An 11863-nucleotide genomic window follows, 5' to 3' on the forward strand; every position below is an offset into this window, starting at 1 on the left:
AGCGGCCAAGGCACCTGTCCGTTCAAAAACCGCTCCTGCCGGAAATCCGCAAGGTTCCGGGAAACCCAAACCGGCTTCCGAACGGCCTCAGGCTACCGGAGGCGCAAAGGACGACGCGTTTGCCGAACGTTTGCGCCAGCATCGTGCCGCCGCTGAAGAGGCTGTAAAGAAACGCAGTTCATCTTCGAGCCTGGACAAATTCTCGTTTGCCAAAAAAGAGGTCGAAAACGCTCGTGCGGAATCAGCCCCGGCAGGCAGGCCGGCGGCCAAACCTCCTCGGCCGGCGGCTCCGCCTGCCAAGCCGGCCGTATCATCACCCGCGCCGTCTCCGGCGCCCGCTGCCTCGATGGCGCAACGTCCTGTTGCTCCTGCGCCCCGTTCGAACCAGTTGCAACCGGTTCGCGCGCCAGGTGTGGCCGGTGCCCCGCCAAGGCCCGGACAATTTGCGCCACCACCGCAGTCACCGTACAACCAGCCTCCTTACGGCCAACCGCCGCAGCCGCCGCAACCTTCGCAAGGTTACAGGCCGGCAGGCCCTGGTTATGCGCAGCCACCCGTGCCGCGTCAGCATCCACCGCAGGGATACCCACCGCAGGGAGCCGATCCTTACGGGCGTGGCGGATATGCAGCGCCGCGTCCACCGGCTCCACAGCCTGCGCCCGGCCAGGGACAGCGCTTTGCGCCGCAGTCCAGCGAATACGATCTGTTTGAAGACAACGGCTACCGCCCGGCAGCGCCGCTTGGGCGGTCCGGACCTGCGCCATCGCGCAATGAACCCCTGCGTCCGGATTTTGATGATCCGTTTGATGACCAGCGGGAGTATGGCGGTCGCACGGCCAACGACTATTCCCAGGCCTATCGCGAGTATGACGACGAGGATTACGAAGAGGACGAGCCCCGCCGCTGGGGCGGGCTGGTTATGGTCGTCATTGCATTGCTGGCTATCGGCACAATCGCGGCCGGCCTGATTTATTGGTATACCCAGCAAAAAACCCCGGCTGGCGGCACAACAGCGGAAGTGCCGGTGATCAATGCACCGGAAACTCCGACCAAAGCACAACCGGATGCCACTGCAAATCCTCCCGCTGCGGCACCGGCACAAGGTAAAAAACTGATCTACGACCGTATCCTTGGTACAGGTAGCGGCACTGAGCCGGAGAGAATCGTCCCGCGGCAAGAAACTCCGCAGGCGCCGTCCAGCAATAGCGGTGAGGGAAATCTGCTTCCATTACCGCTGCCGCCGCCGCCACAGACCCAGGGCTCACTGACACCCGGAGAGGCCGGGCCGGAGCCCGCGCAGCAAACTGCCAGCACGGCACGGGAAAATCAGGAAGATCAGGGGGCCGCCGGGGGGAACGAACCGGCGGCTTCTGCCGTTTTGACACCGGCTCCTCCCGCGCCGACACAACAAGTATTGACGCAGCAAGCGCGGCAAGGGTCGATTGGCCAGCCTCCAATTCCACGCCGTAAACCGCGGAATCTCGTTGCCGCTGTTCAGCAGGCACCGTCGACACAGTTCCAGCCGGTATTGCAGCCAACACCGGTTCCGGCTCCCTCACAGCAACTGAATGCGCCGGTAGACCTGCAACAGCAGGCGGCCATCGTTGCTCCGCAGGTACAGGCACCAGTAAGCAATCAAATACCTGCACCGGCACCCGCACCGGCGGTACCGCAAACTCGCAGTGCATCACGCGACGACGATCCACTTTCCGGTTTGCGTGCCCCCTTGAATGCGCCAAGCCAGCCTGCTCAGCAGGTTCCGCAGACGTTCCAGCAGCAGGTTCCGCAGACGTTCCAGCAGCAGACACCCCAGACGTTCCAGCAGCAGGCCGTTGTAACCCCACAACCGCTGCCCACACCTGCGCCTGCGCCACAGCAACCGATTACGCAGCAATCCTTGCAGTCGTTCTCACCGCCTCCGGCAAGTCAGAACCAGGCAGCCAATGCACCAACCGGATCCGGATATGTGGTGCAGCTTGCTGCCTACAGGTCGGAACAGGAAGCCCTGGGACAATTTCAGCAACTGCGGTCAAGACACGGCAATATCATCGGCAACCTGCCACCGGCAGTTCAGCAAACCAATCTCGGCGCCAGCGGCATCTTCTATCGCCTGGGAATGGGGCCGATGTCGTCAAAACAGGCAGCGACCGAACTGTGTAACAAGCTCATCGCTGCCGGCGAGCGCGATTGCCTGGTCCGCCGCCGCTAGGCTTGGAAGCCTCAATTCCGTTCAGCCACAACGCCACAGCAGCATCAAATGCTGGAGTCACCCTGTGTAGATGTCGGAGCCATGCAAGCTGCGGGCAGGGTGTTCGCGCGCACTGGCTGGTGATGGCAACGCCGTTACTGACGCAAGCGCCGCCAATCGGAGTTTACAAACTGTAAGGCATGTTTTGATGCAGCCGCACAAGGTTTGCCGGATCGTAACACCTTGGAGGCAGGTTGACTCCCACGTTCGTGGCGTCCAGCCGGCGTATTGGCTGCACTTGGCGATCGTTTCGGAGACAATGATTGTGTTTGTGATCGGGACATGAATTTACTGAAGCAACACCTGCAGGCCATACTTCGCAGCATCACCGCAGTTGGCGTGATGATCATTGCGCTTGACCTGTTCCAGCTTGCCTGGCCCTATAAACTGATTATCGGCTCGATTGTGCTGTTTATCGTTTTCAGTTTCACAGGAATATGTGACGACGATAACGAAATCCACAACGATCGCCGTTGACGCTGCGGAGAATGACTGCATTCGGCTCCCACTCTTTGTCGCCGTCGTCGCGCTGCTTGGTTCGTCACTGTATCTCGGAGCTTTCAACCCGGCAGTCGCCGGAAATACTGCGGCTACAAACCCATCGTTCAATCCGGGCATGTAATTCGGTCAACCAGGTCGCATCGCAACAATATGTCCAGAGCTTGTCACACACGTGCCTGCGTCATTGACGAAACCAGACTTCGCCTGAACGCGCTCAGTGGAAAACTATAGGAACACAGGGTGTTGCTTGAACAGAGCGCGACAGACTTTGCTGTTCTATATCAGTCGTTTGAATAAAATAATCTGGCGGAGGGGGAGGGATTCGAACCCCCGGGACCGTGAAGCCCAACGGTTTTCAAGACCGCCGCATTCGACCACTCTGCCACCCCTCCGCAATGAGATGATGGATGGATAATGTCCAATGTCAGAAAAAGGGTTTAATCGGCCAGGTGCCGCTGTGCAAGACCATTGCGTGAATTAAAACCAACCTACAGTCGTTTTCATAATCCGTTCACCACAATTGTCCTACTGTGGCCACAGATCAATCGTAGTGGACTGAACAATAAGCATTATAAGCGGCGCTGGTACGATAATGAAAAAAATATGGTTCGGTTTGATATTGTTCGCATCTGGCGTTCAGGCTGCAGTTGCGCAAACGGCACACAGTGCATTGGGCATATGGGCGGATGAAGACGGCAAATCCAATATAGAAATAGCAAGGTGCGGCGGTTCTCTGTGCGGCCGGGTTGTCTGGCTCAAGGAACCCAACAACGAAAACGGCCAGCCCAAAACAGATATCAACAACCCCGACGCAGCGCAAAGAGGCAGGCCATTGCTTGGGCTGACGATCATCAGCAACGTGCAGCCGGAGGATGAAACCCAGCTCAAGGGGCTGGTTTACAATGCCGAAGACGGCAAGATCTATGACCTTTATCTGAAACCGCAACGCACCACTATGGAAGTCGAAGGCTGTTTTGCGGTCATCCTGTGCGGTTCGCAGATCTGGACACGGGTTCAATAACCGTCTGACTAACCGGTCGGGCCACTGCAGGGCTGGCCAAGCTCAAGGCAGGCATGTAATAAGGCGATGTCTTTAGGGGGGCTTTGGGGAGAATGATGAAAGTAATCACGAAATTCGCAATTGCAGCCGGTGCGATAATCCTGTCCGGCATGGTGTCGACGGTGTCATGGGCGCAAACCAGTGATGATAATACCGTCATAGAAACCCCTCAGGACGCAGTAGATACGCCGCCGACGTTTGAGGAAAAGCTCAAATTGGCCGCCGAGGGCGACATCGACATTCAAATTTCACTGGCCAAGGACTACCTGTCCGGTGACAACAACACGCCAGTACGTCCTGTAGACGCAGCCAGGTGGCTGACCAAAGCATCAAAAAAGGGCAATGCGGAAGCGCAATTCCTGTTGGCAAATCTGTTGCGCGAAGGGGCCAAGGGTCTCAAGGCCAACGAGAAAAATGCCGTGACCCTGTATGCCAGCGCCGCCGACAAGGGACACGTCGAAGCAGCATATTGGGCCGCCGACGCCTACCACTACGGCAAGGGTGTCAAGAAGGCGGAAATCAAGGCTATCGGGTTCTATGAAAAAGCAGCCGATCTCGGGCATGTCGCGTCCAAGAACAATCTTGGCCTAATGTACCTTCAGGGCAAAGGTGTCGACCGCGATCTGCAAACCGCTTTCCGCTTGTTCAGCGATACATCGAAGTCAGGCAACTCCTGGGGCCAGAACAACCTTGGCGGCATGTATGAGATGGGCTGGGGAACCGTGAAGGACACCGCCAGAGCCCTCCAGCTCTATCAAAGATCTGCCACTGCAGGAAACATCCACGGTGCCAGCAACATGGTGCGCCTCAGGGCCGTTCTCGAAGTTGCGGCCAAGGCGGAAGCCGCCGAGCAGGAAAATCAGGACACGACAACCCCGTCAACTGATGCCGCACCTCAGGCAAGTGATACACCTGACCCGGATGCGGACCCGGCGCCGGCTGAAACCCAGATTCTCGGCGGATCATCGACCAATTGAATCTGGTGCCGGCCAGTAGAAGACGCCGCGGAAAGATTCACTGGGTGCCATTTTGACGGTCCGCCATCAGGCCTGACAGGTCAGGTACGTCAGCTGACTGCGGCATCGCCAGGATGCAGTCTATCAGATCATCCGGGTCCGGGTGCCGGCCATGAACCAGCAAACCACGCGCCTTCGCCACCATGTCGTTGTGTGACAACGGCAGTTCCGGGTCGCCGCGTGCATCAGTCACCTCGTGCGAGATCATCGACCCGTCTTCCAGTTCAACCTCTATCCGGCTGCCCCAATGGCGCGGATAGGCGGACTGAAACTGGTCAACGACCGATACTGTGGTTCGGGAGCGCAGATCACGGGCTTCGCCACGTGCCTCAGCTTCAAAATTCTCGAATAACACGGCGCCTTCAAGCAACGCGGTTGCCACGCAGTGCTGCAGGGAGAACTTGCCCGCATAGGCTGTGTCGGCTTCCACCCGGTCACACAGGTCAAGTGCTGCCTGATAGGCAAAAACCCGGACAGCACGGATGGGTATGCCGTCCGGCAATTGCCGATGAAGGGTCAACCCGCATTCAATGGCAGGATGGGTGTGCCGGCATGACGGCCAGGGCTTGATTGAGGTCTGATGCAGTTGCCATGGATCACTGTCGGCCGGCAAAAGCAGCGTTTCATCGGGGTTGGGGCAAGTTGCCCGGTAAAACCCGCGCTCACCTTCAAGGATTTCCGGGGCGCCGGTGAAGCCGTGTTCAGCAAGGGTTGCTGCAACAAGGCCGGCCTCGGCGCCGCGTCCGGCATGCAGATGCTTGGTTTCAGCACCTGTGTCGAGAAATTGCCATAACCCCGCTGATTGCGATCCGGCATTGCCAAGCGCATTCACGCATGCCGCAGCATCAAGCTCCAACAGGCTGGCAACTGCCATGGCAGACCCGAACGGCCCGCAGGTCGCGGTGTTGTGCCAGATCTTGTAGTGTTCCGGGCCAACGCTCATGCCGACCCTGCAACAGGCTTCAAAGCCTCGCAGGATGGCCGTCAGGGCGGCTTTGCCGTTTGAACCGGCGCCCATTGCGAACACGGCGGGAACGACTATGCAACCGGGATGTACCACAGACGCCCGGTGCAGATCATCGACTTCAAGTATGTGGCACAAACTACCGTACAGGAACGACAACCTTGCCCGGTCAACTGGATGCCCGGCGCCATTGGACATCGAGTTTTGCCAGGCCAGAAGCTTGCGCCCCTGTACCGAATTTCGACCTGCAACAATGTTGGCAACCGCATCGAGCGTGAACAGTGCAGCTGCCGTGAGATCGTCGTTCGATACGGGACGCGCCATGATTGCAGCGCTCAATTGCGTTGTCAGCGAAGTGGTCAGTTCGACCGGAGAGGGCATCTGGTTCATGCGACGGACTATAGATTGCCTGTCTGCCGCAGGAAAGCGGGAACGTAAGGCAGGTGTTGCCGTCAAGTATCTGTTAACCGTGTTTCTGAACCTCGCCTTTACCGTCATTGGTGCAAGCTCGTTAAACATTTTGCGAAACCCGTCGGGGGATCGCGGGCCAAAGTACGGCACTTGAAATTGGGAACACTGTGATCATGACAGATCAGAATTTGCGGCTGCCAACCCGCCGGAGCAATCGGTTTTATTTCATTGGGGCAGGGGTTATGTGCGCTGTAGCCGTCGCGCTCGCAGGATGCTCGGGATCCTCGAAAAAAGACCCGTTTGCCGGTGTCGGGTCACCCATATGGGATGATGCCAAGGGACCGATGCCCAAAGGCGGCGGCAGGCGTCATGTCGGCAAGTCCTATCAGGTTGCAGACATCTGGTTCCACCCGAAGCATGAACCAAACTATTCCAAGACGGGTGTCGCGTCGTGGTACGGTCCAAAATTCAACAGGCGCATGACTTCAAATGGCGAATGGTTCGATATGGAGCAGATGACTGCTGCCCACACAACCATGGAACTGCCGAGTTATGCCAAGGTCACAAACCTTGAAAATGGCCGCGAAGTCATTGTGCGGGTCAACGACCGCGGTCCGTTCGTGAACGACCGGATCATTGACATGTCCAAGCGTTCAGCTGACCTGCTCGGGTTCCGGGGCAGGGGCAAGACCAAGGCCCACGTACAGTATATCGGCCCGGCTCCCCTGAAAGATCCAACCTATGGCCACCTTGCTGCAATGAACCAGGAACTCAAGCGACGCACGCCGTTGAACGAGATGATCGCCAGCGCCGATCTGCGTGACGGTCGCTACGGTGATAACCAGTCGTCATACAATGCCGCTAATGCTGCCGCGCCTGCAAGCGCCGGCACAGGTGGATATTACATTCAGGTAGCAGCATTCGCCGATCCCGGAAACGCGCAACGCACCAAGGAATCACTGGCCGATCTGGGCAGCGTCCAGATCAAGCCTGCCAATGGCTCTTTCGGCCCCTTGTACCGGGTCCGGGTCGGACCACTAGACAATCATGCAACCGCGCAGTCTGCCCTGGAGCAGGTACGTGCGCGCGGTCATCATGACGCTGTTGTGAATTCCGCTGTCAACTGATTGATCTACAATTCGAACCGGCCTGTTGATTGCGCGCATGCGGATGCGTAATGTGAAGCGAATCCATCAACTCAAACAACGGCGGTCGCCATGCTAGAAACAGCAAGGTACAACACCAACGCACAGGCCCGGCACTTCCTGGCCTGTGCAGTGATTGCCATAACGCTGCTGGTTGCGTTGCCATGGAAAACAGCAGCAGCCCAGGAATTCGAGACCATCGCCGACTATGCCATTGTCATGGACAGCCGGTCCGGCAAGGTTCTGTTTGAGAAAAACGCCGACGAGCTGGTGCCACCGGCCAGCATGAGCAAGATCATGACCATGATCATGGTGTTCGAGCGGCTCAAACAGGGTCGTTTGAAACTAACCGATGAATTCACCATCACCGAAGACGCCTGGCGCCGGGGCGGGGCACCGTCCAGAAGCTCCACAATGTACGCCGAAGTGGGTTCGAAAGTTTCGTTGGAGAATCTGATCAAGGGAGTCGTGATCCACTCCGGCAACGACGCTGCGATTGCAATTGCACAAGCCATCGGAGGCACCGAAGACGGTTTCGCCGATGACATGACCAGGCGCGCGCGCGAACTTGGACTGCCGAAATCCACCTTCAAGAACGCCACGGGCCTGCCCGCGGAAGGTCATTTGACCACGATGCGTGAACTGGCCAGCCTGACCCGGTACATCATCGAAGTGTTTCCGGATTACTACAAGTACTACGGCATACGCGAATTCACCTGGAACAACATCACGCAACAAAACCGCAACCCGCTGCTGGGCAAGTATCGCGGCGCCGACGGGGTGAAGACCGGATACATCAGGCAGTCCGGTTATGGCATGATCGGATCCGCCGAACGTGAAGGCAGGCGCCTTGTCGTTGTGGTCGGCGGCATGAAATCCAGGCGCGACCGTGCCCAGGAAGCCGAAAGGCTACTCGATTTCGGATTCAGGAAATTTCGTGCTGTCCGGCTGTTTTCGGCAGGCGATACCGTAGGACAGGCCCGTGTCTGGGGCGGCGAAGCCCCCTCTGTGAAGCTGGTCACCAAAAAGGACATTCTGACACTGCTGTCGGAAGAGGAACAGGCGACCGCGGAAGTGCAACTTGTTTATTCCGGCCCCTTGAAGGCGCCGATCAAGGGCGGCACCGCGATTGGTGTCGTGCGTATCCTCAGCGACGGCAAGCTGGTGTACAAGGCTCCCGTTCACACCAAGAACAGCGTTCCGGCAACCGACAGCATATGGAAAAAGGCTCTCGATTCAGCGCTTTTCATGGCACTCGGTGGTTGATAGTTTAAGGCCCACATGAAACGGGCATTGTTCATTACATTCGAGGGCGGCGAGGGCACCGGCAAGAGTACGCAGACTGCGTTGCTCGCTGACCGGTTGCGCGAATCCGGACACCAGGTGGTGGAAACCCGTGAGCCGGGTGGATCACCGGACGCAGACGCGATACGGCAATTGCTGGTCAGCGGTGAGACCGGCAGGTGGAGCGTAACCGCGGAAATCCTGCTCAACTACGCGGCGCGCGAAAGCCATTTGCACCAGACCATTGTCCCTGCACTGGAGAATGGCGCAATCGTCATCTGCGACCGTTTTGCCGACTCGACCCGTGCGTACCAGGGCTATGCAGGCGACGGCGACCATAATCTTATCGAACAACTGGATCGGAAAATTGTAGGCCATGTGCAGCCGAACCTCACCCTGGTGTTTGACCTCGATCCAGGCATTGGCCTCGAAAGGGCCGGATTGCGCGGTGGCGACGACCGCTTTGAGCGCAAGGGCCTGGATTTCCACAACCGGCTGCGGGACGGCTATCTGGCTGTGGCCGGCAAGTTTTCAGACAGATGCAGCATCATCGATGCGTCCGGTTCTGTTGACATGGTTGCAGCGTCGGTCTGGCAGGCCGTAGTGCCTCATCTTGGGGACACAGGTTAATGGCTGCCAAGGACGACGAACAAACCGACCCGCGCGAAACGGTACTGCATCCCCGCCATGCTCAGCATCTCATCGGCCACCGTGCAGCCGAGAAGCATCTGCTGGAGGCCTATCACTCAGGCCGGTTTCATCATGGCTGGTTGATTACAGGACCGCAGGGCATTGGCAAGGCCACGTTGGCCTACCGTCTTGCGCGCTATCTCCTGCGCTATCGAGATCATGAAACCGCGCCTTCAGATACATTGTCGGTGCCAGACGATGACATTGTCACGGCACAGGTATCGGCACGGTCCCATCCCGACCTGCTGGTCCTGCAGCGAGACGTCGACAAGGGGAAACTCAAGGCCGGAATAACGGTGGATGCCAGCAGGAAGGCAGCGGATTTTTTCGGCAAGACCGCCGGTGCGGGCGGTTGGCGAATTGCCATTGTTGATGTCGCCGATGAAATGAACACGGCTGCAGCCAACTCAATACTGAAGACCCTCGAAGAACCACCGGAGCGAAGCCTGTTCATCCTGCTATGTCACGAGCCCGGCAGGTTGTTGCCGACGATCCGCTCCCGGTGCATCGAACTGCCGCTGCATCCATTGTCTCCGGAAGACACTGCAGCCGCGCTTGAACAGCTGCCGGACGGGTTGGGCAAGCCGGCAATTGTGCACGTTGGAACTGCCAATGGCAGGCCCGGTCTCGCCCTGGCTCTGGCCGAAACCGGTGCCGGTGCGATCTTCGACCGGTTCGCCAAAGCGGCAGAATCGGGTCGCCTGGACGTGAAAACCCGAATGGCCATCGCCAATTCCTTGCACGGCCGGGGGACTGATGATCGGTTCAATGTATTCTGCTCACTGCTTGACGACTGGATTACCTCTGCCGCCGCTACTGCCATCAGGGCATCGGCGACCATCGGACAGGGCCAGGCACTTGCAGATTGTCATCAGACAATCGGGCATTCCATTCGCGAAACAAATGCCCTAAACCTCGACCGGCGCCTGACAATGCTGCAGGCGTTTGACCTTATCGAGCAAGCCCGCAAGGCATGAAGATTTCCAGATGACCGAAAAGCCTACATTTTACATCACCACGGCGATTTCCTATCCCAATGGTGCGCCGCATATTGGCCACGCCTATGAAGCATTGGCGACCGATGCCATGGCGCGTTTCAAGCGGCTGGATGGATATGATGTTCTTTTCGTTACCGGCACCGATGAACACGGTCAGAAAATCCAGCAAACCGCCCAGAAGCAGGATCGTACCGCAGCTGAATTCGTCGATGAAATGGCGCCCAAGTTCGAGGCCATGGTCAAGGCTCTGAACTGCTCCAACGACGACTTCATCCGCACGTCCGAGCCGCGCCACTACGAGGCCGTCCAGACCATCTGGAAAAAGATGAAAGCCGCCGGCGACATCTATCTGGACAAGTATGCCGGCTGGTATTCAGTCCGCGACGAAGCGTTCTACGGCGAAGATGAACTTGAGGACCGCGACGGCGGCAAGTTTGCCATCAAGACCGGTACGCCCGTTGAATGGGTGGAAGAAGAAAGTTATTTTTTCAAACTGTCTGCCTACCAGGACAAGCTGCTGCAGCTCTATAACGAGCACCCGGAATACATAGGTCCGTCCGAGCGCCGCAACGAGGTTGTAAGTTTCGTCAGCGGTGGCCTGAAAGACCTTTCGGTTTCGCGCACGACATTCGACTGGGGCATTCCGGTGCCGGATGCGCCCGGTCATATCATGTATGTCTGGGTCGATGCATTGACCAACTACATGACGGCAACCGGATATCTCACCGACGATCCGGACCTGGCGAAGTTCTGGCCGGCTGATGTTCATGTCATCGGCAAGGACATTGTGCGGTTTCATGCCGTCTACTGGCCGGCATTCCTGATGTCTGCCGGCCTGCCGCTGCCCAAGCGCGTGTTCGGTCACGGCTTCCTGTTCAATCGCGGAGAGAAAATGTCGAAATCGGTCGGCAATGTTGTCGATCCGCAGTCGATGATCGACCAGTACGGTGTCGACCAGGTGCGGTATTTCTTCATGCGTGAAGTGCCGTTCGGCCAGGACGGCAATTACAGTCATGAAGCCATTGTGAACCGGGTGAACGCCGACCTTGCCAATGACCTCGGCAACCTGGCACAGCGCTCCCTGTCGATGATCGCCAAGAATTGCGAAGGCAAAATGCCGTCTCCGGGCGAACTGGCGACAGAGGACAAGGAAATTCTGGCAGCGGTGGATGCGCTGCTGCCGCAGTGTCGTGAACACCACGAGGTGCAGGCGCTGCACAAGTCACTGGACGCCATCTGGAAAGTGGTCGCCGATGCCAACCGGTATTTTGCCGGCCAGGAACCATGGGCGCTGAAGAAAACGGACCCTGAGCGCATGGCGACGGTGCTGTACGTGACTGCAGAAGTCATTCGTCAGGTTGCCATACTTGCGCAGCCCTACATGCCGGCATCGGCGTCGAAACTCCTCGACCTGCTGGTAGTGCCGGATGATGCAAGAGAATTCGCGCATCTGGGTGAGGCTGGCCGGTTACCGTCCGATACTGAACTTCCGAAACCGGAAGGCGTGTTTCCGCGTTATGTAGAAGACGAACAAGCCTGAACAAGA

At 58.0% G+C, this 11863-nt stretch carries 10 protein-coding genes and 1 tRNA gene; 9 read left to right on the plus strand and 2 right to left on the minus strand.

Translation table 11 applies throughout. The features are described 5' to 3' along the window. The first annotated feature begins 556 nt into the window (after positions 1–556). Together DHN55_RS16510 and DHN55_RS16520 are read left to right on the plus strand one after the other, a co-directional pair. Complete coding sequence (locus tag DHN55_RS16510; RefSeq protein WP_337660434.1) at positions 557–2209, plus strand: SPOR domain-containing protein; 1653 nt, start codon at positions 557–559, stop codon at positions 2207–2209. A 321-nt stretch (positions 2210–2530) separates the two neighbouring features. Further along, positions 2531–2725 (plus strand): hypothetical protein, encoded by a 195-nt coding sequence (locus DHN55_RS16520; RefSeq protein ID WP_108882623.1) that lies wholly within the window; start codon positions 2531–2533, stop codon positions 2723–2725. 328 nt (positions 2726–3053) lie between these two features. Here DHN55_RS16520 and DHN55_RS16525 read toward each other — a convergent pair. Continuing rightward, positions 3054–3141: transfer RNA gene (locus DHN55_RS16525), tRNA-Ser, on the minus strand. A 200-nt stretch (positions 3142–3341) separates the two neighbouring features. Here DHN55_RS16525 and DHN55_RS16530 point away from each other — a divergent pair. Both DHN55_RS16530 and DHN55_RS16535 read left to right on the plus strand, forming a co-directional pair. Next, positions 3342–3770 carry a DUF2147 domain-containing protein gene (locus tag DHN55_RS16530; RefSeq protein ID WP_108882624.1) on the plus strand — a complete coding sequence of 143 codons (429 nt, stop codon included), beginning with the start codon at positions 3342–3344 and terminating at the stop codon, positions 3768–3770. Between the two features lie 92 nt (positions 3771–3862). Next, a complete protein-coding gene (locus tag DHN55_RS16535; RefSeq protein ID WP_108882625.1) occupies positions 3863–4786 on the plus strand; it encodes a tetratricopeptide repeat protein in 924 nt (307 codons plus the stop codon). A gap of 37 nt (positions 4787–4823) precedes the next feature. On the opposite strand, the gene DHN55_RS16540 is transcribed toward DHN55_RS16535, so the two are convergent. Next, positions 4824–6179 carry an MmgE/PrpD family protein gene (locus DHN55_RS16540; protein WP_108882626.1) on the minus strand — a complete coding sequence of 452 codons (1356 nt, stop codon included), beginning with the start codon at positions 6177–6179 and terminating at the stop codon, positions 4824–4826. A gap of 194 nt (positions 6180–6373) precedes the next feature. Here DHN55_RS16540 and DHN55_RS16545 point away from each other — a divergent pair, with 194 nt between their 5' ends. The 5 genes from DHN55_RS16545 to metG all read left to right on the plus strand — a co-directional run bounded on the left by DHN55_RS16545 (position 6374) and on the right by metG (position 11857). Beyond that, complete coding sequence (locus DHN55_RS16545) at positions 6374–7327, plus strand: septal ring lytic transglycosylase RlpA family protein (RefSeq protein ID WP_108882627.1); 954 nt, start codon at positions 6374–6376, stop codon at positions 7325–7327. A 90-nt stretch (positions 7328–7417) separates the two neighbouring features. After that, the gene (locus tag DHN55_RS16550) at positions 7418–8611 is read left to right on the plus strand and encodes a serine hydrolase (protein WP_108882628.1); all 1194 of its coding nucleotides are present in this window, start codon (positions 7418–7420) and stop codon (positions 8609–8611) included. A gap of 15 nt (positions 8612–8626) precedes the next feature. Next, positions 8627–9259 carry a dTMP kinase gene (tmk, locus tag DHN55_RS16555; protein ID WP_108882629.1) on the plus strand — a complete coding sequence of 211 codons (633 nt, stop codon included), beginning with the start codon at positions 8627–8629 and terminating at the stop codon, positions 9257–9259. Further along, a complete protein-coding gene (locus tag DHN55_RS16560) occupies positions 9259–10296 on the plus strand; it encodes a DNA polymerase III subunit delta' (RefSeq protein WP_108882630.1) in 1038 nt (345 codons plus the stop codon). Before tmk ends, DHN55_RS16560 begins: the two co-directional genes overlap by 1 nt. A 10-nt stretch (positions 10297–10306) precedes the next feature. Next, entirely contained in the window at positions 10307–11857 is a 1551-nt protein-coding gene (gene metG, locus DHN55_RS16565; protein WP_108882631.1) for a methionine--tRNA ligase, read from the plus strand. Positions 11858–11863 lie beyond the last annotated feature (6 nt).

The sequence above is a fragment of the Anderseniella sp. Alg231-50 genome (genome assembly GCF_900149695.1).
GTDB lineage: Bacteria > Pseudomonadota > Alphaproteobacteria > Rhizobiales > Aestuariivirgaceae > Anderseniella.

Excerpts from the sequence above, each read along its gene's own strand:
- DHN55_RS16530 (WP_108882624.1), top strand. The coding sequence starts at position 3,342 with ATGAAAAAAATATGGTTCGGTTTGATATTGTTCGCATCTGGCGTTCAG.
- DHN55_RS16535 (WP_108882625.1), top strand. The coding sequence starts at position 3,863 with ATGATGAAAGTAATCACGAAATTCGCAATTGCAGCCGGTGCGATAATC.
- DHN55_RS16550 (WP_108882628.1), top strand. The coding sequence starts at position 7,418 with ATGCTAGAAACAGCAAGGTACAACACCAACGCACAGGCCCGGCACTTC.
- DHN55_RS16540 (WP_108882626.1), bottom strand. The coding sequence starts at position 6,179 with ATGAACCAGATGCCCTCTCCGGTCGAACTGACCACTTCGCTGACAACG.
- DHN55_RS16520 (WP_108882623.1), top strand. The coding sequence starts at position 2,531 with ATGAATTTACTGAAGCAACACCTGCAGGCCATACTTCGCAGCATCACC.
- DHN55_RS16545 (WP_108882627.1), top strand. The coding sequence starts at position 6,374 with ATGACAGATCAGAATTTGCGGCTGCCAACCCGCCGGAGCAATCGGTTT.
- metG (WP_108882631.1), top strand. The coding sequence starts at position 10,307 with ATGACCGAAAAGCCTACATTTTACATCACCACGGCGATTTCCTATCCC.
- DHN55_RS16560 (WP_108882630.1), top strand. The coding sequence starts at position 9,259 with ATGGCTGCCAAGGACGACGAACAAACCGACCCGCGCGAAACGGTACTG.
- tmk (WP_108882629.1), top strand. The coding sequence starts at position 8,627 with ATGAAACGGGCATTGTTCATTACATTCGAGGGCGGCGAGGGCACCGGC.